The 24,499-nt window shown below is 62.0% G+C and carries 20 protein-coding genes; 10 read left to right on the forward strand and 10 right to left on the reverse strand.

The window, feature by feature from the left end:
• Nucleotides 1-2 precede the first annotated feature (2 nt).
• Nucleotides 3-1,100, forward strand: a complete 1,098-nt coding sequence (gene motB, locus BMZ23_RS04450; RefSeq protein ID WP_093473290.1) for a flagellar motor protein MotB — start codon at nucleotides 3-5, stop codon at nucleotides 1,098-1,100.
• 3 nt (nucleotides 1,101-1,103) lie between these two features.
• Here the strand turns inward: motB and rsgA are convergent, their stop codons facing one another.
• Nucleotides 1,104-2,123, reverse strand: coding sequence for a small ribosomal subunit biogenesis GTPase RsgA (gene rsgA, locus BMZ23_RS04455; protein ID WP_093473293.1), 1,020 nt, complete (start codon nucleotides 2,121-2,123; stop codon nucleotides 1,104-1,106).
• A 93-nt stretch (nucleotides 2,124-2,216) separates the two neighbouring features.
• Here rsgA and orn point away from each other — a divergent pair, with 93 nt between their 5' ends.
• Nucleotides 2,217-2,759 (forward strand): oligoribonuclease, encoded by a 543-nt coding sequence (gene orn, locus BMZ23_RS04460; RefSeq protein ID WP_093473296.1) that lies wholly within the window; start codon nucleotides 2,217-2,219, stop codon nucleotides 2,757-2,759.
• A gap of 190 nt (nucleotides 2,760-2,949) precedes the next feature.
• Here orn and mscK read toward each other — a convergent pair whose 3' ends face one another.
• The 4 genes from mscK to BMZ23_RS04480 all read right to left on the reverse strand — a co-directional run bounded on the left by mscK (nucleotide 2,950) and on the right by BMZ23_RS04480 (nucleotide 10,197).
• Complete coding sequence (mscK, locus tag BMZ23_RS04465; protein ID WP_093473299.1) at nucleotides 2,950-6,249, reverse strand: mechanosensitive channel MscK; 3,300 nt, start codon at nucleotides 6,247-6,249, stop codon at nucleotides 2,950-2,952.
• Between the two features lie 132 nt (nucleotides 6,250-6,381).
• On the reverse strand, nucleotides 6,382-8,184 hold the full coding sequence (locus BMZ23_RS04470) for an acyl-CoA dehydrogenase (RefSeq protein ID WP_093473302.1): 1,803 nt from the start codon (nucleotides 8,182-8,184) through the stop codon (nucleotides 6,382-6,384).
• A 162-nt stretch (nucleotides 8,185-8,346) separates the two neighbouring features.
• Nucleotides 8,347-9,324, reverse strand: a complete 978-nt coding sequence (locus BMZ23_RS04475) for a serine/threonine protein kinase (protein WP_093473305.1) — start codon at nucleotides 9,322-9,324, stop codon at nucleotides 8,347-8,349.
• A 192-nt stretch (nucleotides 9,325-9,516) separates the two neighbouring features.
• Nucleotides 9,517-10,197 (reverse strand): ComF family protein, encoded by a 681-nt coding sequence (locus BMZ23_RS04480; protein WP_245748114.1) that lies wholly within the window; start codon nucleotides 10,195-10,197, stop codon nucleotides 9,517-9,519.
• A 140-nt stretch (nucleotides 10,198-10,337) separates the two neighbouring features.
• Between BMZ23_RS04480 and bioB the strand changes: the two genes are divergently transcribed.
• The 8 genes from bioB to BMZ23_RS04520 all read left to right on the forward strand — a co-directional run bounded on the left by bioB (nucleotide 10,338) and on the right by BMZ23_RS04520 (nucleotide 18,006).
• Nucleotides 10,338-11,384 (forward strand): biotin synthase BioB, encoded by a 1,047-nt coding sequence (bioB, locus tag BMZ23_RS04485; RefSeq protein ID WP_093473655.1) that lies wholly within the window; start codon nucleotides 10,338-10,340, stop codon nucleotides 11,382-11,384.
• 132 nt (nucleotides 11,385-11,516) lie between these two features.
• The gene (gene bioF, locus BMZ23_RS04490; RefSeq protein ID WP_093473311.1) at nucleotides 11,517-12,692 is read left to right on the forward strand and encodes an 8-amino-7-oxononanoate synthase; all 1,176 of its coding nucleotides are present in this window, start codon (nucleotides 11,517-11,519) and stop codon (nucleotides 12,690-12,692) included.
• A complete protein-coding gene (locus tag BMZ23_RS04495; protein ID WP_093473316.1) occupies nucleotides 12,685-13,401 on the forward strand; it encodes an alpha/beta fold hydrolase in 717 nt (238 codons plus the stop codon). The genes bioF and BMZ23_RS04495 overlap by 8 nt, the downstream gene beginning before the upstream one ends.
• Nucleotides 13,398-14,192 (forward strand): malonyl-ACP O-methyltransferase BioC, encoded by a 795-nt coding sequence (gene bioC, locus BMZ23_RS04500; protein WP_093473319.1) that lies wholly within the window; start codon nucleotides 13,398-13,400, stop codon nucleotides 14,190-14,192. Before BMZ23_RS04495 ends, bioC begins: the two co-directional genes overlap by 4 nt.
• 1 nt (nucleotide 14,193) lies before the next feature.
• Nucleotides 14,194-14,874: a dethiobiotin synthase gene (gene bioD, locus BMZ23_RS04505; protein WP_093473322.1), complete on the forward strand. Its 681-nt coding sequence runs from the start codon at nucleotides 14,194-14,196 to the stop codon at nucleotides 14,872-14,874.
• Nucleotides 14,875-14,947: 73 nt separating this feature from the next.
• Nucleotides 14,948-15,256 carry a hypothetical protein gene (locus tag BMZ23_RS04510; RefSeq protein WP_093473324.1) on the forward strand — a complete coding sequence of 103 codons (309 nt, stop codon included), beginning with the start codon at nucleotides 14,948-14,950 and terminating at the stop codon, nucleotides 15,254-15,256.
• A 192-nt stretch (nucleotides 15,257-15,448) separates the two neighbouring features.
• A complete protein-coding gene (locus BMZ23_RS04515) occupies nucleotides 15,449-15,991 on the forward strand; it encodes a putative metalloprotease CJM1_0395 family protein (RefSeq protein WP_245748115.1) in 543 nt (180 codons plus the stop codon).
• Nucleotides 15,992-16,200: 209 nt separating this feature from the next.
• Nucleotides 16,201-18,006 (forward strand): phenylacyl-CoA dehydrogenase, encoded by a 1,806-nt coding sequence (locus BMZ23_RS04520; RefSeq protein ID WP_093473329.1) that lies wholly within the window; start codon nucleotides 16,201-16,203, stop codon nucleotides 18,004-18,006.
• Between the two features lie 71 nt (nucleotides 18,007-18,077).
• Here the strand turns inward: BMZ23_RS04520 and dapD are convergent, their stop codons facing one another.
• From dapD to map, 5 genes are read right to left on the reverse strand one after another with little or no spacing between them, the layout of a single operon-like run.
• Nucleotides 18,078-19,112 (reverse strand): 2,3,4,5-tetrahydropyridine-2,6-dicarboxylate N-succinyltransferase, encoded by a 1,035-nt coding sequence (gene dapD / locus BMZ23_RS04525; RefSeq protein ID WP_093473332.1) that lies wholly within the window; start codon nucleotides 19,110-19,112, stop codon nucleotides 18,078-18,080.
• A gap of 33 nt (nucleotides 19,113-19,145) precedes the next feature.
• Nucleotides 19,146-19,490 (reverse strand): ArsC family reductase, encoded by a 345-nt coding sequence (locus BMZ23_RS04530; RefSeq protein WP_093473335.1) that lies wholly within the window; start codon nucleotides 19,488-19,490, stop codon nucleotides 19,146-19,148.
• 3 nt (nucleotides 19,491-19,493) lie between these two features.
• On the reverse strand, nucleotides 19,494-20,684 hold the full coding sequence (gene dapC, locus BMZ23_RS04535; protein ID WP_093473338.1) for a succinyldiaminopimelate transaminase: 1,191 nt from the start codon (nucleotides 20,682-20,684) through the stop codon (nucleotides 19,494-19,496).
• Nucleotides 20,685-20,696: 12 nt separating this feature from the next.
• On the reverse strand, nucleotides 20,697-23,396 hold the full coding sequence (locus BMZ23_RS04540; RefSeq protein ID WP_245748116.1) for a [protein-PII] uridylyltransferase: 2,700 nt from the start codon (nucleotides 23,394-23,396) through the stop codon (nucleotides 20,697-20,699).
• Nucleotides 23,397-23,419: 23 nt separating this feature from the next.
• A complete protein-coding gene (gene map / locus BMZ23_RS04545) occupies nucleotides 23,420-24,208 on the reverse strand; it encodes a type I methionyl aminopeptidase (protein WP_093473344.1) in 789 nt (262 codons plus the stop codon).
• Nucleotides 24,209-24,499: the final 291 nt, after the last annotated feature.

Here is a 24,499-nt window from a genome sequence, read left to right on the forward strand (position 1 = left end):
GCGTGGACAACAATCAGCCGATTATCGTCAAGCGCATCAGTCGCAAGGCCGATGGCCACCATGGCGGTTCCTGGAAAATTGCTTTTGCCGACTTTGCCGTGGCGATGATGGCGTTCTTTCTGGTGATGTGGTTGCTGGCCAGCGCGACACCGGAACAGTTGAAAATGATTTCAGGCTATTTCAACGATCCTGTCGGTTTTAGCGAAGGTGGCAGTCCCTTTGCGATAGATCTTGGTGGATCACCGACAGTGGCGCCGCAGCGCACGCTGAATGAGCAGAGTGACGCTGACCTGCAGACCCTGGATAGCCAGTCGATCATGAGCCTGGCCGAGGAGGTCGAGCGCCTGGAACTGGATTTGCTGCTGCAGGAACTGCAGAACAAGATCGACCAGGAGCCGGTGCTGCAACGCTTCAAGGACCAGATACTGTTGGAAATCACCCAGGACGGTCTGCGCATCCAGATTGTCGATGCCGAGAACCGGCCGATGTTCGCCAGTGGCAGCGCCCAGCTGCAGAGCTACTTCGAGGGCATATTGCTGGCGTTGAGTGACACCATTGCCCGGGTGCCGAAAAAGATCAGCATCAGCGGACATACCGATGCCAAGCCTTTTGTTGGCCGGCGCGACTACGGCAACTGGGAACTGTCCAGTGACCGGGCGAATGCGGCGCGGCGCACCTTGCTGGCAGCCGGTTATCCTGAGGCGCAGGTGGCCCGGGTGGTCGGTTTTGCCGATTCGGCATTGTTTGACCGGGCAGATCCATTCAACCCGGTCAATCGGCGCATCGACATCGTGGTGCTGAACAAGCGCGCTGAAGAACAGTTGTACGAGGGGCAGCAGCCGGAGGAGGTTGACCAGCCACCGGTTGATCAGGCGGTGGACACTGAGGAACCGGCCGGGGCCGGCTCGTCGGCAGCCGGTGACCTGCCGGATCAGCCTATCAGCCTGCCAGTACCTGCAACCCCGGCAACGCCAGAGCCGGCAGACGCCGGCCAGCCAGAGCAGACAACCGAGGATGCTGCGCCTGCGACGCAGGATGGAGCAAGAACCCTCAACCTGTTCGAGGATGCGCGCTCGCTGCAGCGCTTGCGCGAGGACTGAATCTCAGGCCAGGCTGGACAGGATATGCCGGTAGCTGTCCATCCGCCGTTGGCTGATCTCGCCGTTTTGCAGCGCCTGCAGTAGTGCGCAGCCGGGCTCGTGCAGATGCCGGCAGTCGCGGAAGCGGCAGCGTCCCAGGTGCGGGCGAAACTCGATAAAACCCTCCAGCAGATCATCCTGGCTGATATGGCTCAGACCGAACTCGCGGATGCCGGGCGAGTCAATCAGGTCGCCACCGACGGGGAAGTGAAAGAGTCTGGCGGTGGTGGTGGTATGGGTGCCCTTGCCGGTGCTTTCCGAGAGTGCGCCGACGCGCAGGTCGACGCCCGGCAGCAGGGCATTGATCAGCGACGACTTGCCGACCCCGGACTGGCCGACAAACACGCTGACGTGATCCTTCAGTGCTTCATGCAGGGGCTCCAGCCCTTCACCGCGATCGGCCGACAGGCGCAGGGTGCGATAGCCGAGTGCGGCATAATCCGCCAGCCATTGCTGCAGCCAGTCGTGCTCCGGCGCGCGCAGCAGGTCGGCCTTGTTCAGCAGCAGCAACGGCTGCAGGCCGTGTTGCTCGGCGGCCACCAGATAGCGGTCGATCAGGTTGGTGTAGGGGGTAGGCTCGACGGCGAAGACGATCACCAGCTGGTCGACGTTGGCTGCCACCGGTTTCAGCTGGCCGCGCATGTCCGGACGGCACAGCTCGCTCTGGCGTGGCAGCTGGGCGACAATCACGCCGCTGCCGGCATTGTCCGCTCGCCACACCACCCGGTCACCGGTGACCAGTGCCGGCAGGTTGGCGCGCAGGTGACAGCGGCGAACCTCGCCGGCGTCCCCGCCGTCGAGGGCTTCGACATCAACCTGTACGCCGAAGTGGGCAATCACCAGTCCTTCGCGTTCTTCACCCAGATCACCACCGATGAGGGTCTGTTCCGCCTTTTCGGCACGCCGGCTGGCCCGCTCGGTTCGTTCGTCCTGGATCTTCTGGATTCGCCAGTTCTGGCGGCGGGTCAAGTGGCGCTTGCTCATGGATGGTCTGCTGGCTGAGAGTGGCCGCAGTGTAGCATGATGCGGCTATACTGCAGCTCTGCCAAAACCGCTCTCTAGCGCACAGGAGTTGCCATGCTGCACCCGGATAACCTGATTTGGATCGACCTGGAAATGACCGGTCTTGATCCTGATAACGACCGCATTATCGAGATAGCCACGGTGGTCACTGATGCCAATCTCAATACCCTGGCCGAGGGGCCGGTGCTGGCGATTCATCAGCCGGAGGCGGTAATGGCGGCGATGGATGAGTGGAATACCCGCCAGCACGGCCAGTCCGGGTTGACCCAACGGGTGCTGGAGAGTGACGTCGATCTGGCCGAGGCCGAGCGCCAGACCATCGAGTTCCTGCGCCAGTGGGTGCCGGCCGGCCGTTCGCCGATGTGCGGCAACAGCATCTGCCAGGACCGGCGCTTTCTCTACCGCGGCATGCCGGAACTGGAAAAGTACTTCCATTACCGCAATCTCGATGTATCCACCCTCAAGGAGCTGGCGGCGCGCTGGGCCCCGCGTATCCGTGACGGCTTCAGCAAGAGCAGCAGCCACCTGGCGCTGGATGACATCCGTGACTCGATTGCCGAGCTGCAGTACTACCGCGAACACTTTATCCGGGTCTGAACGGCAAGTTTTTGCCTGCGAGTCAAACAGCTGGTGTGTAAACGCGGCCACCGGCAACCTGTTCTGGACACGCCGTAAACCCATCCCTGGGGGCTCGCGATAGCCATCCATGGCTATCGACGGTCCTGAACAGGTTGCCGGTGGCCGCGTTGCTGAACGCCTGTGCAACTGCCCCGCATTCCCCTGTCTTTTAGCTCGCCGCCTGCGGCTTGCTGCTGAGTACCAGCCGCTCCAGTCCTTCGCTGTTGCGCAGGTTGATATCCATCTGGCGGAAGGCGATCTCGATACCGTGCTCGCGGAACAGCCGGTCAATCTCCCGGTTGATCTCGTCGATGGCCGGGTTGCGGTCACGCAACTCGCGAACGTGAATGCGCAGTTCGTGGTCCAGGGTGCTGTCGCCGAAATTCAGGAACAGCACCATGGGTTCCGGATCACGCAGTACCCGCGAGTTGCCATTGGCAATCCGGTAGAGCAGTTCACGGACCTTCTGCAGATCCGAGCCGTAGGCCACGCCAATGCGTATGGTGACGCGGGTGACGGTGTCACTCAGCGACCAGTTGATCAGCTGGCTGGTGACGAAGGTCTTGTTCGGGACAATGATTTCCTTGCGATCGAAATCGGTGATGGTGGTGGCGCGGATACGGATTCGGTTGACCGTGCCGGACAGGTTGCCGATGGTCACCACGTCACCAATGCGTACCGGCCGCTCAAACAGGATGATCAGGCCGGAAACAAAGTTGGCGAAGATTTCCTGCAAGCCGAAACCCAGACCAACACTGAGTGCCGCCACCAGCCACTGCAACTTGTTCCAGCTGACCCCCAAAGCCGATAGCGTGGTAATCACGCCGATGCTGACGATGGCATAACTGAGCAGGGTGGTTATGGCATAGCCGCTGCCCTGCGCCAGGTTCAGGCGGGACAACAGCAGTATTTCCAGCAGGCCCGGCAGGTTGCGCGCCAGGGTCACTGTCAGGAGCACTATTACCAGCGCGCCCAGCACATCGGCGGCGCTCATGGGTACCAGTAGCGGATTATCGGCTGTGCCGCTGTTGTATTCCCACAGAGTCACCGATTGAAGGTAGGACGTGGCGCTGATCAGGTCGGACCAAGTGAAATACAATGCGACGCCGAAGCCCAGTGTCAGCAGTAGACGCGACAGGCGCAGGGATTGCTGATTGACCTGGCGGATATCCAGTTCGGGAACTTCAACCTGGACTTCTCCTTCAATACCCTCTCGGGTAGTCGTGGCACGTTTGCTCATCGCCCGTTGCCAGGCCAGCCGGCGACCGGCAACGTTCAGGTTGCGGACCAGCGTACCGTCCAGCAGCATCCACAGAACGATCAGATACAGACTGTCGATAAAGCGTGCGGCGAGCTTGACCGCAGCGTACTGGTAGCCCAGCCAGGTCATGCCAGCCAGTATCAACGGTACCGCAGTAAGAATCAGCGTGATGCTCAGGTGGACCAGCCGTGAACTGTAGAGGGGCTGGCTGCGCCAGAGCAGACGACCAAGCAACCAGGCGTAGCCGATCAGCCCACCAATCATAACCATACGGTTCAGTACTGAACTGCTCAGTTGATCAGGCTGTTGCATGCCCAACGTGGTCACAATCACCAATGGCAGCAATACCCAGCTGCCACGACCGGTCAGTCGATGCAGTCTTTGTACCAACGCGTTATCCCAACGGAAATGTCGGCCTGCGATGCCTTGTGGATCCAGTACCCGATACATCAGGTGGATTACCAGCCAGGCCAGTGCCATTTGCAACAGAACAGCTGACATCAGTGGCATCGCCGGCTGCGCGCCACGCCACAGTAGCCAGCTGCAGGTCAGCATAAGCAGGGGTAGCGGCAGGACAAGCAGGGTAGTCAGTAACAGGGCCTTGGGCGTATGCCAGCCGCTGTCCTCGCGGAAATGTCCGACATCCTGATGAAGTCTGTGCAGTTGCTGTCGCAGCAGCGGGCGGCGCCAGGCATAAACACCCATCAGTAATGCCAACAGCAGGAACCATGGCCATTCACCCAGCAACAGATGCAGTAACTCGACTGCCAGCCGGTGCAGATGCAGTTTCTGCAACTCGTCGACCAGCTGCGTCGGTAGAGCATGAAGCCAGTGCCGGTCGATCGGGCGGTTACTGGCTACCCAGAACAGTTGGTCGTCGATAGTCCGTTGCAGGTCGCTGCTGAGTTGTTGCAGTTGACGCTGGTTGATCTGCAGGCTGACAGCGAGGCTGAGCTGACTGTCAATATTGCTGCTCAGTTGCTCTGAAAGTTGTAGGCGATGGTTGGCCAGTTGTTGCAGGTCGCTGACCAGTCCCTCGCGCTGCTGCTCTGGCAGTGAGGCCAGTTGACGCTCGACATATTCGGCAGGATTGGCCAGTTCCTCGCGGATCTGGTTAAGTTCGAACTGGCGCAGGCGCAGGTCGGCAATCCGGTTTGCCAGCGAGCCATCCACCCTGAGCTGTGGCAGAGCTTTCTTTTGCTGATGCAGTATGCGTGACAATAGCAGGCTGCCTTTAAGCACATCGATCTGCTGCTCGAGGGCGCGGTCGATCTGCGTGAGGCTGTCAATCTGCTGTCGGGTCTGCAGGTTTTTCCGGGTCAATTCACCGACTTCGGTGGTTGCACGCAGCAATTCTTCACTGAGTTGTCGGTTGATACTGGCCTGTTGACGAAGCAGTTGGTGGTTGTCGGCATCAAGCCCAGCGCTGACTTCACTCAAGGTCTGTTCCGAATCTGCCAGGCGCTTGTTGTTGATCAGCTCCTGAAATATCTGGATTTCCTGCTCTATATCGGCAATTTGCCGGGTCAGCAGGTCGCGACGGCGGTTAGCCAGGTCTTGCAGTACGGCATTGTTGTTCAGTCGCTGTTGTAGCAGCTCCGTTGATATTTGCAGGCTTTGCAGCTCCGAGCGCAACAGCCCGATGCGTGCCTGATTGATGTTCGAGCTCGGTTGGCGCTGCAGGTTGCGCAGCTGTTCATTGATCGCAAGTTCGCGATTCTGGTTGGCGGTGACGCTGTTCTGGGTGCGTTCAGGACGCGTTTGTGCAGCAATCAGTTCGCTGTTGACGGCGGTCAGTTCGTTCTGCCAGTTGAACATCTGGGTGACACGCAGCTCGAGTGCCTGCTCCAGGCTTACCAGATCCTGTCGCCCGGCATTGCGGCGGAGCGTCTCGCCGTCCACAGTTTTCAGCCGCTCCAGTTGCAGGCGAACGTCGCGACTGGACTGGGGAGCCCGATCGATCTGCTCGCGAAGAGCAACTTGTTCGCCCTGCAGGCTCTGGCTACGTTGCAGAAAGCCGATGGTCTGCTGGAAGATTTCCTGGAGTTCGCGGCGTTCGGCCTCGCTGGCACCGCTGTCGGGCAGTGCTTCAAGGCTGGCCCGGACGCTCTGTAGCGCTTCATTCAGGTCGGCTTGCTGGGCCCGTGCGGGCGTACACAGCAGGCACAGGGCGAGCAGCAGGAGTTGGAGGGAAGCGGTCAGACGCATGGTTGGCTACCGGGCAATCGAAAAACGAAGGTTAGACTGCCGGAGGGCGCAAGGGAAGCAGATGGGGCTGGACCTTGTGGCACTCCGGGATCACTCGGAGTGCCACAGCGGCAAAAGGTTCCGGGGACGGGCTCAGAACCACTCGTTGCGCATGTCCAGACAGGTCGGGTCGAGGCTTTCCAGCAGGGTCAGTGCATGCGCGCAGCCGGGCACTTCCCAGGTCAGGAAGTAGCGTGCCGCCTGCAGCTTGCCGCGGTAGAAGTCGGCATCCGCCGGATTGCCGGCGTTCAGCCCCTGCTGGGCACGGATCGCCTGCTCCAGCCAGCGCCAACCGATCACCATATGGCCGAAGGCATTCAGGTACAGCGCCGAGTTGGCCAGCGCCTCGTTGACCTTGCCCTGACCGAGATTGCCGAGCAGCGTCAGGGTGACCTTGCCGATCTGCGTGTGCAGTGCCTCCAGCGGCTGGCGCAGGGCATCCAGTTCGCTGTGTTCGGCCGCCTTGCGACAGCAGTTCTGGATCAGTGCCGACAGCTGCTTGAGTGCCGCGCCATTGTTCATCACCACCTTGCGCCCGAGCAGATCCAGCGACTGGATGCCGTGCGTGCCCTCGTGGATCGGGTTCAGGCGGTTGTCGCGGTAGTACTGCTCGACCGGGTATTCACGGGTGTAGCCGTGGCCACCAAGAATCTGGATCGCCAGCTCGTTGGCCTTCAGGCAGAACTCCGAGGGCCAGGACTTGACGATCGGTGTCAGCAGGTCGAGCAGCTCCAGCGCGGTGCGACGCTCTTCCTCACTGGGCAGGGTTTCGGTGTCGTCGAACAGGCGCGAGGCGTACAGGCCCAGATCATAGGCCCCTTCGACATAGGCCTTCTGGGTCAGCAGCATGCGCTTGACGTCAGCATGCTCGACGATGGCCACCTGCGGGCTGGTCGGGTCCTTGCCGTCGGGCATGCGGCCCTGCGGGCGGTTGCGCGCGTAGTCCAGCGAATACTGGTAGCCGGCATAGCCGAGCATCACCGCGCCCATGCCGACGCCGATACGTGCCTCGTTCATCATCTGGAACATGTAGTTCAGACCGTGGTGCGGCTTGCCGACCAGATAGGCAACGCAGTTGCCATTGTCACCGAAGTTCAGTGCGGTGGAGGTGGTGCCGCGCCAGCCCATCTTGTGGAACAGGCCGGCCAGGGTCACGTCATTGCGTGCGCCCAGGCTGCCATCATCGTTGACCAGGAACTTCGGCACGATAAACAGGCTGATGCCCTTCACCCCGGGCGGTGCGTCGGGCAGCTTGGCCAGCACCATGTGCACAATGTTCTCCGACAGCGGGTGGTCGCCGGCGGAGATAAAGATCTTGTTGCCCTTCAGGCGGTAGCTGCCATCGGCGTGCGGCTCGGCCTTGCTGCGGATGTCCGACAGCGAGGAGCCGGCATGCGGTTCGGTCAGCGCCATGGTGCCGAAGAAACGGCCCTCGATCATCGGTTGCAGGTAGCGTTGTTTCTGTTCCTCGCTGCCGAAGTTCTCAATCAGGTTGGCCGCACCCATGGTCAGCATGGCGTAGGACGAGGTGGCAATGTTGGCCGCCTGGAACTGGGTAAAGCAGGCCTGCGACAGCAGGTTGGGCAGCTGCATGCCGCCCTGCTCAAAGGAACGGGTAGCGTTGAGGAAACCGGCCTCCAGGAAGGCATCGACCGCCGGCTTGACCTCGGGGATCAGCTCGGCGGCACCATTGACATACTGTGGCTCGTTCTCGTCATTCTTGCGGTTGTGCGGCAGGAAATACTTCTCGGCGATGCTGCGGGCAGTCTGGATCGCGGCATCGAAGGTCTCGCGGTTGTGCTCGGCGAAACGCTCGCGCCGGGTCAGCGCCTCGGCGTCCAGTACTTCGTAGAGTTCAAAGGCCAGATTGCGGGCATCGGGCAGAATGTCGGTCATGACGGTCACCTCTGTTGATAGCCGGTCGAGTGTATGCGCACTGCCACCCGGCTGAAAACCGGCATTGATAACCCTTATGCAGGCGGATCAGGCCAGACCAGACTGCACTGTCATTACCAAGCGCACAGTGCCGTGGCAATCCAGTCGGTGTGGCGGTCGGGCTCAGAACAGGCGCAACACCGGCTCGTCGAGTGCTGCACGCTGTTCGCGCAGGGTAAGAATCTGATCGGCCCAGTAGCGTTCGCTGGCAAACCAGCCAAAGTGCATGGGAAATGCCGGGTCTTCCCAGCGCCGGGCCAGCCAGGCGCTGTAGTGGATCAGCCGCAAGCTGCGCAGTGATTCGATCAGCTGCAGCTGGCGCGGGTCGAAATCGTGGAACTCGTTGTAACCATCGACCAGTTCGGCCAGCTGCGCCTGACGTTGGTCGCGCTCGCCGGATAGCATCATCCACAGATCCTGGATCGCCGGGCCCATACGGCAATCGTCCAGATCGACCATGTACAGCAGTTCATCTCGCTGCAGGATATTGCCGACATGCAGGTCACCGTGCAGACGGATCGAATTGTAGGGGTGTTCTGCAAAGCGCTGGCGGATCTGTGCCAGCAGATCGTCCGCCACCGAGAAGTAGGCGGCGCGCAGGGCCTGCGGGACGCTGTCATGCTCACGCAGCCAGGCCAGACTTTGATCGCCAAAGCTGTCAATATCCAGTGCCGGGCGATGCTCGAACGAGCGCATGGCGCCCACCGCATGCAGGCGTCCGAGCAGGCGTCCGAGCATCAGTTGCTGATCGGGATCGTCGAACTCCGGCGCGCGTCCACCGAAGCGGCGGAACAGGCTGAAACGAAAGCCGGCATGCTCGAACAGGCTCTGACCCTGGTACTGGTTGGGCGCAATCACCGGGATCTCGCGCTCGACCAGTTCAAAGGCAAACGCATGTTCCTCAAGGATCGCTGCGTCACTCCAGCGGTCGGGCCGATAGAATTTGGCGATCAGCGGCTCGCCATCCTCGATACCGACCTGGAAGACCCGGTTTTCGTAACTATTCAGCGCCATGATCCGCGCATCGCTGCGCAGTCCGAGCGACTCCACCGCATCCAGCACGGTATCCGGGGTCAGGCTGGCAAACGGGTGGCTGGACATGGGGGAACTCCGCAACGGGATGCGACCGGGCAGGGCGCGCGGGCGTCGGGGCATAGGCTATAGGTTGCGCAGCAGCAGGTCGAGTCTGGCTGTTGCTTCATTGAGCTGGTGCGAAGTTACGCCGCCGTCATGGCGAAGGCCGCAGGCCTGAAGCAATCTATTGCCGTCCAGCAGTTGTCCGGCAATAGATTGCTAACGGTTTGCCTGCTGCTCCGGGGTGCGTGCCACGCACCAGATACTGACACTCGCGGCGCCGGCCTGCATCAGCGTGCGCGCGGCCTCGTCGGCGCTGGTGCCGGTGGTCATTACGTCATCAATTAATGCCAGATGCAGTCCTGCAAGTTTTTCCGGCTGCGGGCAGTGGAAAGCGCCATGCAAGTTGTGCTGGCGCTCACTGGCGTTAAGGTTTTGCTGGGTGCGGGTGTTGCGGGTGCGCAGTAGCAGGTTGCGCGACAGTGGGAGGTGCAGGCCAGCAGCCAGTGGTCGACACAGTTCCAGTGCCTGATTGAAGCCGCGTCGGGCGTGCCGGCGCGGGTGCAGCGGCATCGGTAGCAACAGGTCAGGCAAAGGATGCAGTTCGCGATCGGCATGGCGTACCTGCTGCAGTAACTGTTCCGCCAGCAGGCGGCCATAGCCCAGCTGGTCGTGGTGCTTGAAGGCCACAATCAGCCGATCCACCGGGAAGCTGTAGCTGAACACTGCCAGGCTGCGGCTGAACGCCGGCGGGTGCGACAGGCACTGCCCGCACAGGTCGGCCATGCCATCCAGCGGCAGGGCGCACTGGCGACAGGCATGCAGCAGCCAGGGCAGCTCACCCAGGCAGCCATCGCAGATCCCGTGGTGATTCAGCCGGGTACGGCTAAGGCAGAGCATGCAGGATTGCGATAGGTTGTTTTTTAGCCAGTTGTAAACCTTTAGCACCATAAATGGTTGACAGTCTCCATGCTGACATTATGATTGGCGCACAGACTGAACCCGTCGCCGGCTGGCGGCAATCACCAGAGATGCATTCCATGACGCAATCCGCACTTCGCCATGACTGGACCCAGGCCGAGGTACTGGCCCTGTTCCAACAGCCGTTCAACGACCTGCTGTTTCAGGCCCAGAGTGTGCACCGCCAGCATTTCGATCCGAACCGTGTGCAGGTGTCGACCCTGCTGTCGATCAAGACCGGTGCCTGCCCGGAGGACTGCAAGTATTGCCCGCAGTCCGGCCACTACAACACCGGGCTGGACAAGGAAAAGCTGATGGAAGTGCAGAAGGTGCTGGACGAGGCTGCGCGTGCCAAGGCCATCGGTGCTACCCGCTTCTGTATGGGCGCGGCCTGGAAACATCCCTCGGACAAGGACATGCCCTATGTGCTGCAGATGGTGCGTGGGGTGCGGGCGCTGGGGCTGGAAACCTGCATGACCCTGGGCAAGCTGACCAGGGAACAGACTGCCGCCCTGGCCGAGGCCGGGCTGGACTACTACAACCACAACCTGGATACCTCGCCGGAGTTCTACGGCAATATCATCACTACCCGTACCTACAGCGACCGTTTGCAAACGCTGGCCTATGTTCGCGATGCCGGCATGAAGATTTGCTCCGGCGGCATTCTCGGTATGGGTGAGTCGTTGCAGGATCGTGCCGGTCTGCTGATCCAGCTGGCCAACCTGCCGGAACATCCGGAAAGCGTGCCGATCAATATGCTGGTCAAGGTCAAGGGTACGCCGCTGGCCGAGGAGCAGGATGTTGATCCGTTCGACTTTATTCGCACCCTGGCGGTTGCCCGGATCATGATGCCGAAGTCCCACGTGCGCCTGTCCGCCGGGCGTGAACAAATGAACGACCAGACCCAGGCGCTGGCCTTCTTTGCCGGGGCCAATTCGATTTTCTACGGCGACAAGCTGCTGACCACCGCCAACCCGCAGGCAGACCGCGACATGCTGCTGTTTCAGCGTCTGGGCATCAAGCCCGAGGAGCGCGAAGAGCATGATGACGAGGTCCACCAGGCGGCTATCGAACAGGCACTGGTGGAGCAGCGCGACAGCGCCCTGTTTGTCAACGCAGCGGTCTGATGCCTGCTGGATGCCGCTGGTGAAAGGTTGCCGGCGGCCAGTGTGACGGCGCTGATATACCTATTGATCAATCCACCTGCCGTTGGCGCGGCTTGATGTCTGTCGCTGACTGCCTGCCGCTGCGTGAGCCCTATGCCCTTTGATCTGTCTGCCCGCCTGGCCGAGCGCCATGCCGCCCACCTGTACCGCCAGCGCCCGCTGCTCGAATCACCGCAGGGGGTGCGGGTGGTGGTGGATGGTCAGGCGCTGCTGTCGTTCTGCAGCAATGACTATCTGGGTCTGGCCAGTCATCCGCAGCTGCGCGAGGCGCTGATCGAGGGGGTGCGCCGCTGGGGAGTGGGTGGCGGCGCCTCGCATCTGGTGGCCGGTCACAGTGCTGCGCACCATGCTCTTGAGGAAGCCCTGGCCGAGTTTACCGGCCGGCCCCGGGCGCTGCTGCTATCCACCGGCTATATGGCCAACCTGGCTGCCGTTACCGCGCTGGTCGGGCAGGGCGATACGGTGCTGCAGGATCGTCTCAATCACGCCTCGCTGCTGGATGCCGGCCTGCTCAGTGGCGCACGGTTTTCGCGCTACCTGCACAACGATGTTGATAGCCTGGGCAAACGCCTGAGTCGTGCCGAAGGCAATACCCTGGTGGTCACCGACGGTGTGTTCAGCATGGACGGAGATCTGGCCGAGCTGCCGGCGCTGTGCGCCATGGCCGGTAACCACAACGCCTGGGTGATGGTCGATGACGCCCACGGCTTCGGTTGTCTGGGGCGTAACGGCGGCGGCATCGTCGAGCACTTCGGGCTGGGTATTGAGCAGGTGCCGGTACTGGTCGGCACCCTCGGCAAGGCCTTTGGTAGCGCCGGCGCCTTTGTTGCCGGCAGCGAAGCATTGATCGAGACGCTGATCCAGTTTGCCCGCCCTTATATCTACACCACCAGCCAGCCACCGGCGGTGGCCTGTGCCAGTCTGCGCAGCCTGCAGTTGCTGCGCGAGGAAGGCTGGCGCCGCCAGCACCTGCAGCAGTTGATAGTCCGTTTGCGTGCCGGGGTTAGCGAGCTGGGTTTGAGTCTGATGGACAGCCCGACGCCGATCCAGCCGATTGTGCTGGGCAGTAGCGAGCGTGCCCTGCAACTGTCTGCGGCGCTTCGTCGTCGTGGTCTGCTGGTCGGCGCCATACGCCCGCCTACCGTACCACGCGGCACTGCCCGACTGCGTGTAACACTGTCGGCCGAACACCAGCTGGAGGATATCGACCGCTTGCTGCAAGCTCTGGCTGATTCAATCAAGGAATTGCCGGAGGTAACAAATGACTGAAATAAGCCTGTTGCCCGGCTGGGCGCTGTCCGCCAGCAATCTGGAGCCGCTGGCCGATGCATTGGTCGAGCGCCTGCCGGGTGTCGGCTGTGGGCTCTGCGAACTGCCGCCGCTGCAGTTGTCGAGCCTGGAGGATGACCTGCAGGCGCTGGCCGCCGCCCTGCCGGATGGTCCGCTGATCGGCTGGTCGCTGGGCGGCATGCTGGCGGTGCAACTGCAACGGCGTTTTCCGCAGCGCTTTACCCGGGTGGTCACATTGGCCAGCAATGCCTGTTTTGTGGCCCGCGCCGACTGGTCAGCAGCCATGCCGGTGGATACCTATAAGACTTTTCTGCAGAACATGCGCGATAGCCCGGAGCGCACTCTGCGGCGCTTTGGCCTGCTGGTGACCCAGGGTGCGGAGCAGCCCCGTGAACTGGTCAAGCAGCTGCAGTGGGATCAGGCCGATCCGCTGCAACGCCTGCAGGCACTTTCCCTGCTTGGTCTGCTGGACAACCGTGCGGCCATGCGTGGCGCCGCTGCGGGCAGTCAGCTGCATTGTCTGGCTGGTCAGGATGAGCTGGTGCCGGCGGCGGCTGCAGAGGCCTTGCGGCAACTGGCACCGCAGCAACAGGTGCTGCTGCATGGGCAAGCCTGTCATGCCCTGCCACTGCAGCAGCCGGACTGGCTGGCCGGGCAGATTGCCGGCTTTCTGCAGGGCGCGCCATGAACCAGCCGTTGTTCGACAAGCGGCAGGTCGCCGACTCCTTTGGTCGTGCGGCGGCCACCTATGATCAGGCCGCGGCCTTCCAGCGTCGGGTGGGACACAACCTGCTGGCCCGGTTGCCGGCGGGTCTGCAACCGCAGGCACTGGTCGATCTGGGCTGTGGGACCGGGTATTTCACCCGGGCGCTGGCCAGTCATTATGGCCGCCCGGTTCTGGGGCTGGATCTGGCCGAGGGCATGCTGCGGCATGCGCGGCAGCAGCCCTCGTTACCACCGGCAGCCGGCTGGGTTGCCGCCGATGCCGAGGCTTTGCCGCTGCGCAGCGCCAGTCAGGACCTGTTGTTCTCCAGTCTGGCCTTGCAGTGGTGCAATGATCTGCCACAGGCACTGGCCGAGGCCCGCCGGGTGTTGCGTGCTGGCGGCATCATGGCCTTTTCCACCCTGGTCGATGGTTCGCTGGTCGAGCTGCGTGACAGCTGGCAGCAGGTGGATGGGTATGTGCATGTGAACCGTTTCAGTCCCCGCCAGTCCCTGCAGCAGATGCTTGAGGCCAGCGGCTTTGCCGAGGTGCATTGTGAGATTGAAACCCATGTCATGCACTACCCGCAGCTGTCCGGACTGACCCGCGAACTGAAGGCGCTGGGCGCCCACAATATCAATCCGGGGCGACCCGGCGGGCTGACCGGGCGTGCCCGCCTGCAGGCGCTGACGGCAGCCTATGAAGCCTTTCGAACCGATCGGGGCCTGCCGGCCAGCTGGCAGGTGGCTCAGATACTGTTGAAACAGGAGGCGTGAGATGGCCAGACGTTACTTTGTTACCGGTACCGATACCGAAATTGGCAAGACCACTGTTGCGGCAGCTCTGCTGCATGCAGCGCGCGGCCGCAGGCTGAGCACTGCTGCGGTAAAGCCGGTGGCGGCGGGTTGCGAACAGACCGCCGAAGGCTTGCGCAATGATGATGCGCTGGCGTTGCAGGCCGAGTGCCAGCCGCCGCTGGCCTACGAACTGATCAACCCGATTGCTCTGGAAGCGGCTATTGCACCGCATATTGCCGCCGCCGAGGAGGGTGTGGCGCTGACCATGGAGCTGCTCGCCGGTGCCTGCCTGCAGGTGTTTGACCGCAACGCCGACCTGACGCTGGTGGAAGGGGCGGGTGGCTGGCGGGTGCCGCTGAACACCCGGCAGACCCTTGCCGATCTGGCGGTGGATCTGCGCCTGCCGGTGATCATGGTGGTGGGTATGCGCCTCGGCTGCATCAACCACGCGCTGCTGACCGCCGAGGCGATTGCCGCCAGCGGCCTGACCCTGGCTGGCTGGGTGGCCAATCATGTCGACCCGCAGATGAGTCGTCCGCAGGAGAATCTGCAGACTCTGCGGCAACTGCTCAAGGCACCCTGTCTGGGTGTTGTGCCCTGGCTGCCGAACGCTACCGCAGACGTCGTGGCGACACATCTTGATATCGCGCCGCTGGTGTGATCCGACCGGCGGCGGTACCACTTGCCGTGCTCTTGTGCTTGAATGAGTTCGAACCTCTCAGTGGAGAAATCCTATGGCCATGCTTGATGTGATGTCTGCGGGCCTCAACGGTGTACGTCAAGGCCAGTACCGGATGACCAATGCGGCAAGCGACATTGCCCGTGTGTCGATGCCGGAAGATCCTGCTGCGGCAAGCGCCGTTCCGGCCCAGCCTGCCAACCCGCAACCGGTTGCCAGCACGCCAGTCGAGACCAATCGTCCGGTCAACCTGGTGGACAGTCTGGTCGAGTTGCAACAGGGCCGTCGCGAAGTTGAGGCCGGTGCCTCGGTAATCGATACGGCCGATGAAGTGCTCGGTACCCTGCTGGATGTTACCGCCTGACCGCAGGCTGACATCCCCACCGATATGAACGGTATTGCTCCGGCTGCGGTCGGTTATATCCCCAACACCTCCGGGTTGCGCCCTGCAGCCGGGGGTGTTGTTGTTTCTGCGACAGGAACTGCTTCCCCGCAAGCCGATGCAGCTGCTCAAAGCCCGCCCCCTGCAGAGGGTGGCCGGTCGGATGCCGATGATGTGCGCGTACGTCAGGCTGAATCGGCACTGGCCCGTGCCGAGGCTCGGGTGCTTGAGCAAATGCAACAGGAAATCCGCGAGCTGGCGATGCGTGACCGCGAGGTGCGAGCCCATGAACAGGCGCACAAGGCGGTTGGCGGGCAGTATGCTGGCGCACCAAGTTACAACTACCAGCGCGGCCCTGATGGGCGCATGTATGCCATCGGCGGTTCGGTACCCATTGATATCAGCCCGATTCCGGGTGACCCGGCTGCAACATTGCAAAAAATGCAGCAGGTCCAACGGGCTGCGCTGGCGCCACTGCAACCCTCGGCAGCCGATCGCTCGATTGCCGCCGAGGCGGGCCGCCAGATGATCGAAGCACGCGCGCAATTGTTGCAGCAACAAGATGACGGAGCTTCCCCTGCCACCTCACCCGCTGAAGACGAGACAGCAGAATCACAAGCTGATCCCGTGCCCCGCTCGGTTGCAGCACAGCTTGACGATTACCGTGCAGTGGCTGCCAGTAGCCAGACTGCTTCCGGCATTTCCCTCACTATCTGATACACCCTGTTTTGCTATCCCGGCCGGCGTATTGGGGGCGGGCGATCACCTCTGTCGATACACAATCATTCATGTGGGGGTTGACAAAGGTCTGACCTAAACGTAAGTTTCAAACGTGCGTTTGAAACACCGCCCGAGCGGTGCAAATAAAACTGCAGCCACAGGCTGCCTCCCCAAGCAATCCGATAACACTGTTGAGGTCTGGAACCATGCCCGATTACAAGGCTCCCTTGCGTGACATCCGTTTCGTTCGTGACGAACTGCTGGGTTATGAAGAACACTACCAGAGCCTGCCAGGCTGCGAAGAAGCCACCCCGGACATGGTCAATGCCATCCTCGAGGAAGGTGCCAAGTTCTGTGAGCAGGTAATTGCTCCGCTCAACCGTGTCGGCGACACCGAAGGCTGCACCTGGAGTCCGGAAGGCGTAAAGACCCCGACCGGTTTCAAAGAGGCCTATGATCAGTACGTAGAAGGCGGCTGGCCGAGCCTGTCGCACGACCCGGCCCACGGCGGCCAGGGTCTGCCGGACTCGCTGGGTCTGGCAATCAGTGAAATGGTCGGTCAGGCCAACTGGTCCTGGGGCATGTACCCCGGTCTGTCGCATGGCGCGATGAACACCATCGATCTGCACGGTACCGACGAGCAGAAGCACGTCTACCTGACCAAACTGGTATCCGGCCAGTGGACCGGCACCATGTGCCTGACCGAGCCGCATTGTGGTACCGACCTGGGTATGCTGCGCACCAAGGCCGAGCCGCAGGCTGACGGCTCCTACCAGGTGTCCGGTACCAAGATTTTCATCTCCTCCGGTGAGCACGACATGGCCGAGAACATCGTGCACATCGTGCTGGCTCGCCTGCCTGACGCACCGGCCGGTACCAAGGGTATCTCGCTGTTCATCGTGCCCAAGTTCCTGCCCGACGCCAACGGCGAGAAGGGCGAGCGTAACGGCGTCAACTGTGGTTCGCTTGAGCACAAGATGGGTATCCACGGCAACGCTACCTGCGTAATGAACTTCGACAGCGCCACCGGCTACCTGATCGGCGAGGCGAACAAGGGTCTGAACGCCATGTTCACCTTTATGAACACTGCCCGTCTGGGTACCGCGCTGCAGGGCCTGGCCCACGCTGAAGTGGCCTTCCAGGGCGGCATCAAGTATGCCCGTGAGCGTCTGCAGATGCGTTCGCTGACTGGCAACAAGGCGCCGGAAAAGCCGGCCGACCCGATCATCGTGCACCCTGACGTGCGCCGTATGCTGCTGACCATGAAGGCCTTTGCCGAAGGCAACCGTGCCATGGTGTATTTCACCGCCAAGCAGGTCGACATCATCCGTAACAGCCAGGATGCCGAGCAGAAGAAGCAGGCCGACGCCCTGCTGGCCTTCCTTACCCCGATCGCCAAGGCATTCATGACCGAGGTCGGTTTCGAAGCGGCCAACCATGGCGTGCAGATCTACGGTGGCCACGGCTTTATCGCCGAGTGGGGCATGGAGCAGAACGTGCGTGATGCCCGTATCTCCATGCTGTACGAAGGCACCACCGGCATCCAGGCCCTTGACCTGCTGGGCCGCAAGGTACTGATGACCCAGGGCGAGGCACTGAAAGGCTTCACCAAGATCGTGCACAAGTTCTGCCAGACCAATGAAGCCAACGACGCGGTCAAGGAGTTTGTTGCTCCGCTGGCCCAGCTGAACAAGGAGTGGGGCGAGCTGACCATGAAGATCGGCATGGCGGCGATGAAGGATCGTGAAATGGTCGGTGCTGCTGCGGTGGACTACTGCATGTACTCCGGCTACGCCTGCCTGGCCTACTTTTGGGCTGACATGGCACGTCTGGCGGCCGAGAAGCTGGCTGCCGGTACCACTGAGGAGGCCTTCTACAAGGCCAAGCTGCAGACTGCGCGCTTCTACTTCCAGCGCATCCTGCCGCGTACCCGCACCCACGTTGACGCCATGCTGTCCGGTGCCGACAACCTCATGGCCATGGCCGAAGACGACTTCGCCCTCGGTTACTGAGTCCAGAGCACAAAAAACCCGGCGCAAGCCGGGTTTTTTTGTGGGCGCCTGAAAAGTTCAGGCAGTTGCCATCAGTTATGCGCGTGCAGCATTTCGTTGAGCTGGATGGCACTCTTGTTGGTCTTGCACTCGATGGCGCCTGTCTGCGAGTTGCGGCGGAACAGCAGGTCGCTCTGGTTGGCCAGTTCGCGGGCCTTGATCACCTTGACCAGTTTGTCGGCGTCATCCAGCAGGGCGATCTTGATGCCGGCGGTGATGTACAGGCCGGCCTCGACGGTGCAGCGGTCACCCAGCGGAATGCCGATACCGGCGTTGGCGCCAATCAGGCAGCCTTCACCCACCGAGATAACGATATTGCCGCCACCGGACAGGGTGCCCATGGTCGAGCAGCCGCCACCCAGGTCTGAGCCCTTGCCGACAAATACGCCGGCGGAGATGCGGCCTTCGACCATGCTGGTGCCGGCGGTACCGGCATTGAAGTTGATAAAGCCTTCATGCATCACCGTGGTGCCTTCGCCCACATAGGCGCCGAGGCGCACGCGGGCGGTGTCGGCGATGCGCACGCCGCTGGGCACCACGTAGTCGGTCATGTTCGGGAACTTGTCGACACCATGCACGTTAAGGGTTTCACCACGCATGCGCGCGGCCAGCTGGCGCTGCGGCAGTTCGCTGATGTCGATGGCGCCCTGGTTGGTCCAGGCTACGTTCGGCAGCAGCGGGAAAATGCCGGCCAGCACCACCTGGTGCGGCTTGACCAGTCGGTGTGACAGCAGGTGCAGCTTGAGATAGGCCTCGGGGGTCGAGCTCGGTGCCTCATCGGTGGCGAGAATAGTCACCACCAGCGGGCGGTCGCTGCCTTCCAGCTGGGTAGCCAGGGCGCCCTGTTCGGCAAAGCCGGCGGCTTCCAGTTGCTTGCCGAGGGTGCCGCACTGGCTGGTGGCCAAGGCGATCGCCTGATTGCCACCGGTGTAGCCGAGCTGTTCGGCAATGACCTTGACCAGTGCCGGCTCGGGGTTGAGCAGTGGCTGCGGGTAGAAGACTTCAAGCCAGTCACCGGCACTGTTCTGGGTGCCGATACCGAAGGCCAGGCTGAAACATTCGCTCATGGGTGATTCCTTGGGCTGCAGGTGCATGGAGTGTCAGTCGAAGGCGCTGGCGTACAGCTCGGGCTTGAAGCCCACCAGACGCCGCTCGCCGGTATCCAGTACCGGTCTTTTGATCATCGACGGGTTGGCCTGCATCAGGGCAATGGCCTTGTCGGTGTCGATGTTCTGTTTGTCCGCATCATCCAGTTTGCGGAAGGTGGTGCCCTGACGGTTGAGAAGGATCTCCCAGCCGTGCTCGTTGCACCAGGCTCTCAGCCGTTCGGCGTCGATACCGTCTTTCTTGTAGTCGTGGAACTGGTAGGCCACGCCTTGCTGATCCAGCCAGTTGCGGGCCTTTTTCATGGTGTCACAGGCCTTGATGCCATACAGGGTGATCATGGGCTACAGGCTCTCGATCAGCGTGCGGATGCGCTGCGCCGCTTCGATACAGTCCTGCAGCGGCGCCACCAGTGCCAGGCGGATTCGCCCGGCGCCGGGATTATACCCGTCAACCTCGCGGGACAGGTAACGGCCCGGTACCACCGCGACGTTCTGCTCGGCGAGCAGGCGGCGGGTAAAGCTTTCGTCGTCGATTGGTGTGCGTGGCCAGAGGTAGAAGCCGGCGTCCGGACGCTGCACATCCATTACGTCGCCAAGGATGTCCAGCACCGCATCGAACTTGGCCTGGTACTGCTGGCGGTTTTCCTCGACGTGGGTCTCGTCTTGCCAGGCAGTCAGGCTGGCCAGCTGGGTCTGCACCGGCATGGCGCAGCCGTGGTAGGTTCGGTACTGCAGGAACGGCGCCAGCAGTTGCGCATCGCCGGCAACAAAGCCGGAGCGCAGGCCCGGCAGGTTGGAGCGCTTCGACAGGCTGTGGAACACCACGCAGCGCGCATAGTCATGCCGGCCGATGGCGGCGCAGGCCTGCAGCAGGCCGACCGGGCCGGGCTGGCCGGGGGCGTGAATTTCGCTGTAGCACTCATCCGAGGCAATCACGAAGTCGTACTGGTCGGCCAGGTGGATCAGTTGCTGCAGGGTATCCAGCGGTATCACTGCGCCGGTCGGGTTGCCCGGGGTGCAGATAAACAGCAGCTGGCAGCGTTGCCAGATGTCCACGGGGACCTTATCGAAGTCCGGGATAAAGCCGTTGCCGGCATCACAGGCCAGGTAGTGCGGCTGCACCCCGGCGAGCAGGGCGGCACCCTCATAGATCTGGTAGAACGGGTTGGGGCTGACCACCAGCCCCTGCGGGTCACGGGTTACCGCCGCCTGGACAAAGGAAAACAGCGCCTCGCGGGTGCCATTGACCGGCAGTATCTGGCTGGCTGGGTCGATGTCCTGCAGTGCAAAGCGCCGGCACAGCCAGTCGGCGATGCCCTGGCGCAATTCGGCCAGACCCAGAGTGGTGGGGTATACCGCGGCCTTGTCCAGATTGGCTGCCAGTGTGTCCAGTACCGGCTGCGGGGACGGGTGCTTGGGCTCGCCAATCGACAGCGAAATCGGCCGCAACTGCGGGTTGGGTGTGACACCGCCAGTCAGTTCACGCAGTTTTTCGAAGGGATAGGGCTGCAGCAGTTGCAGGTCGTGGTTCATCAATGACTGTCCTCAGTGGCCGATACGTATCGGCGCCGAATGATCGGTAGCGGGCTGGTTGCTGTCGTCCAGAGTGCTGATGATGGTTTCGCGTAGTCGGCGACACAGTTCAGGGTCGGAGAGCGCCTGATTGTCAGCGTCGGTCAGCACGAATACGTCATCCACGCGCTCGCCCAAGGTAACGATCTTGGCGTTCTGCACACTGATGTCGAAATCCAGGAAGATCCGTCCCATGCGCGCCAGCAGACCGGGACGATCCGGTGCGCTCAGCTCAAGGATGGTGTGCAGTCCCTGCGGGTCATTGAAGATGTTGACCTCGGCGGGGAAGGCGAAGTGCTTGAGTTGGCGCGGCACCCGACGTTGGATGATTGCCGGATATTCATCAGGGTTGGCCAGCGCCTCGGTGAGGCTCTGGCGAATCTGGCGGATACGCTGGGGGTCGTCGCCGATCGAATCGCCATCGGCGTCAAGCACTATATAGGTGTCGAGGCTGAAGCGGCTGGTCGAGGTGATGATGCGCGCATCCTGAATGCTCAGGTTGAGCTGGTCCATGGCGGCCACGGTGGCGGCGAACAGGTCATTCTGGTCCGGGGTGTAGATGAAGACCTGGGTGGCGCCCTCGAACTCGCGTTGGGCGGTTTCGCGGATCAGTACCAGTGGGCCCAGACTGGCCGGATGCTGGATGATTGCCTCGGCATGCCAGGCTACGTCACTGGCGGTGTGGCGCAGAAAGTAGTCCTCGCCAAGCTGGGTCCAGAGTGCTTCGACATCGTCCTCATCAATACCGCTGCGCACCAGGATGTCCAGTGCTGCCTGCTGGGTCTGGCGGATCTGCTCCTCACGGTTCGGCGGATTCTCCAGACCCCGCCTCAGGGCGCGCTTGGTTTCGGTGTATAGCTGGCGAAGCAACGCGGCGCGCCAGGAGTTCCACAGGCTCGGGTTGGTGGCGTTGATGTCGGCGATGGTCAGCACATACAGATAGTCAAGGCGTACCTGATTGCCCATCAGTACGGCAAAATCATGGATTACCAGCGGGTCGGAAATGTCCTTGCGCTGGGCGGTGGTCGACATCAGCAGGTGGCTTTCCACCAGCCAGCTGACCAGGTGGGTATCCCAGGCTGGCAGCTTGTGACGCTGGCAGAACAGGCGCGCGTCTTCGGCCCCGAGTTCCGAGTGATCACCGCCGCGCCCCTTGGCGATGTCGTGGTAGAGGCCGGCGATATACAGCAAATCGGGTTTCGGCAGCCGGCTGAAAATTTTCCAGGCCAGCGGGTATTTTTCCTGATAGTCAGGGTAGCCAAGCTTGCGCAGGTGCTTGATCAGGTTCAGCGTGTGCGCGTCCACCGTATAGATGTGAAACAGGTCGTGCTGCATCTGCCCGACAATCCGGCCGAACTCCGGCAGGTAGCGGCCCAGAATGCCGTAGCGGTGCATGCGCCGCAGGTTTCGGTGCACACCCTGCGGGCAGCGCAACAGCTCCATGAACAGGCTGGTGTTGCGGATGTCGGCGCGGAAGCGGTCGTCAATCAGGTGCCGGTTGTCACGCAGCAGGCGGATGGTGTCGGCACGAACGCCGCGGATTTCCGGGTTCTGCGCCATCAACAGGAAGATTTCCAGCATGGCCGAGGGTGTGCGGCGAAATACCTGTGGCTGGATTATCTCGATGTAGTGGTTGCGAATCTGGAAGCGACTGTTCAGCGGCTGGATGTCGGCATTTTCTGCATCGCGCAGCAATGTCTCGTCAAAGTGCTGCAGCAGCAGGTCGTTCAGCTCCGACAGCGACATCACGGCGCGGAAGTAGCGTTGCATGAAACGCTCCACGGCGTGCTTCTCGTCCTTGTCGTCGAATCCCATCAGGCGCGCCAGCGCGCGCTGGTGGTCGAACAGCAGACGGTCCTCGGCACGGCCGGCGAGCATGTGCAGGGCAAAGCGTACCTGCCAGAGGAAAGCGCGGCCAGCGGCGAGAATGCTGTATTCGCTCTGGTTAAGAAAACCACGCTCCACCAGTTCGCCCAGGTCGTTGGTGCCGAAGTGGCGCAGGGCAACCCAGGCGATGGTCTGGATATCGCGCAGGCCACCGGGCGAGGTCTTTACGTTCGGCTCAAGGTTGTATTCGGTGTCGTTGTACTTGCGGTGCCGGGCCTGCTGCTCGGCGCGCTTGCCACGAAAGTACTCGGCCGAGCTCCACATGCGATCCGGACCGGTGGCGACCAGCATCTGTTGGCGCAATTGCTCGTCGCCACACAGGGTGCGTGATTCCATCAGGTTGGTGATGACTGTCAGGTCGGCGCGGGCTTGTTCGGCGCATTCTTCGATATTTCGCACACTCTGGCCGACTTCCAGGCCGATATCCCAGAGCAACAGCAGGAAGCGCTCAATGGGGGTGCTGAACGGCTGGTGATCGTTCTGCAACAGGATCAGCAGGTCAATGTCCGAGTGCGGGTGCAGCTCCCCGCGGCCGTAGCCACCAACGGCCAGCAGGGCAATGCCTGCCGGTTGTTCGGGGAAATGCAGTTGCCAGGCCTGGCGCAGGAGGCAGTCGGTAAACCAGGCGCGATCATGGGTCAGTTTGTGGATGTCGCGGCCGCCGCGAAAGCGTGCCTCAAGCACCCTGTTGGCATTCTCGATAGTCCTGCGGAACAGGCTGATCGGCGGCTTGCCGCTGGCCAGTTCACTGGCAAAACGCGCGCTGTCGAAAAGTTCGTTGTCCACGGGATGACCCTGTTGTTGACGGCTTAGCCGAACTGCTCTTCCTGGCGGCGGGTCAGCACCTCGCAACCGTCGGCGGTGACAACAATGGTGTGTTCCCATTGCGCCGACAGCTTGCGGTCCTTGGTGATCGCAGTCCAGCCGTCACCGAGCAAACGGGTTTCGGCGCGCCCCAGGTTGATCATCGGTTCGATGGTGAAGGTCATGCCTTCCAGCAGTTCCAGTCCGGTGCCGGCGCGGCCGTAATGCAGCACCTGGGGTTCTTCGTGGAATACCTTGCCGATACCGTGACCGCAGTAGTCGCGCACCACCGTGTAGTGGTTGGCATGCGCATGGTCCTGGATCACCTGGCCGATATCACCGAGGCGGGCACCGGGACGAACCACCTCAATGGCCTTGTACAGACATTCCTGGGTGACCTTGCACAGGCGTTCGGCCCACTCGGGAACCTCGCCGACCATGAACATCTTGCTGGTGTCGCCGTGGTAGCCGTCCTTGATCACGGTGACATCGATATTGACGATATCGCCGCTCTTCAGCGGCTTGTCGTTGGGTATGCCATGGCAGACCACATGGTTGATCGAGGTGCAGATTGACTTGGGAAAGCCTGGGCGGCCAGGGGCGGCACCGTAGTTGAGCGGGGCGGGGATGGCCTTCTGCACATTGACGATGTGGTCATGGCAGAGCCGGTCGAGTTCGTCGGTGGTCACGCCGGGGCGAACGTGCGCGCCGATCATTTCCAGAACCTCGGCGGCCAGGCGGCCAGCCACGCGCATGCCGGCGATGTCTTCGGCGGTTTTGATGCTGACGCTCATGTCGTGCTCTCTCGGTTGGATCTGAGGCCGGAGTGTTGCCGCTGAGGGTAAGCGGTTCCGGGCAGATGGAGCAGTTTACCAGAGCCTGCGGGTGGTTGCCGAATGCTCTCCGTTCGGCAGCTTGTGCTTTATCCGCGAGGCTGGTTTGTGGTATAAAGCGCCGCGCTTGATCGGCCGCGCAGGATAGGGCCGGTGAGCAACACTGAAACCGCACACGTATCGACACGTTATTCTGGGTGCCCCTCGGGGTTGGATAACGGGATGCGTGGAGGCTCAACCCGAGAATACCTA

Source organism: Halopseudomonas yangmingensis, from assembly GCF_900114825.1.
Lineage (GTDB): Bacteria > Pseudomonadota > Gammaproteobacteria > Pseudomonadales > Pseudomonadaceae > Halopseudomonas > Halopseudomonas yangmingensis.

Excerpts from the sequence above, each read along its gene's own strand:
- dapC (WP_093473338.1), bottom strand. The coding sequence starts at position 20,684 with ATGAACCACGACCTGCAACTGCTGCAGCCCTATCCCTTCGAAAAACTG.
- bioB (WP_093473655.1), top strand. The coding sequence starts at position 10,338 with ATGACGCAATCCGCACTTCGCCATGACTGGACCCAGGCCGAGGTACTG.
- bioF (WP_093473311.1), top strand. The coding sequence starts at position 11,517 with ATGCCCTTTGATCTGTCTGCCCGCCTGGCCGAGCGCCATGCCGCCCAC.
- bioC (WP_093473319.1), top strand. The coding sequence starts at position 13,398 with ATGAACCAGCCGTTGTTCGACAAGCGGCAGGTCGCCGACTCCTTTGGT.
- map (WP_093473344.1), bottom strand. The coding sequence starts at position 24,208 with ATGAGCGTCAGCATCAAAACCGCCGAAGACATCGCCGGCATGCGCGTG.
- BMZ23_RS04520 (WP_093473329.1), top strand. The coding sequence starts at position 16,201 with ATGCCCGATTACAAGGCTCCCTTGCGTGACATCCGTTTCGTTCGTGAC.
- BMZ23_RS04475 (WP_093473305.1), bottom strand. The coding sequence starts at position 9,324 with ATGTCCAGCCACCCGTTTGCCAGCCTGACCCCGGATACCGTGCTGGAT.
- mscK (WP_093473299.1), bottom strand. The coding sequence starts at position 6,249 with ATGCGTCTGACCGCTTCCCTCCAACTCCTGCTGCTCGCCCTGTGCCTG.
- BMZ23_RS04470 (WP_093473302.1), bottom strand. The coding sequence starts at position 8,184 with ATGACCGACATTCTGCCCGATGCCCGCAATCTGGCCTTTGAACTCTAC.
- BMZ23_RS04480 (WP_245748114.1), bottom strand. The coding sequence starts at position 10,197 with ATGCTCTGCCTTAGCCGTACCCGGCTGAATCACCACGGGATCTGCGAT.
- bioD (WP_093473322.1), top strand. The coding sequence starts at position 14,194 with ATGGCCAGACGTTACTTTGTTACCGGTACCGATACCGAAATTGGCAAG.
- orn (WP_093473296.1), top strand. The coding sequence starts at position 2,217 with ATGCTGCACCCGGATAACCTGATTTGGATCGACCTGGAAATGACCGGT.
- BMZ23_RS04510 (WP_093473324.1), top strand. The coding sequence starts at position 14,948 with ATGGCCATGCTTGATGTGATGTCTGCGGGCCTCAACGGTGTACGTCAA.
- rsgA (WP_093473293.1), bottom strand. The coding sequence starts at position 2,123 with ATGAGCAAGCGCCACTTGACCCGCCGCCAGAACTGGCGAATCCAGAAG.
- BMZ23_RS04530 (WP_093473335.1), bottom strand. The coding sequence starts at position 19,490 with ATGATCACCCTGTATGGCATCAAGGCCTGTGACACCATGAAAAAGGCC.
- BMZ23_RS04495 (WP_093473316.1), top strand. The coding sequence starts at position 12,685 with ATGACTGAAATAAGCCTGTTGCCCGGCTGGGCGCTGTCCGCCAGCAAT.
- dapD (WP_093473332.1), bottom strand. The coding sequence starts at position 19,112 with ATGAGCGAATGTTTCAGCCTGGCCTTCGGTATCGGCACCCAGAACAGT.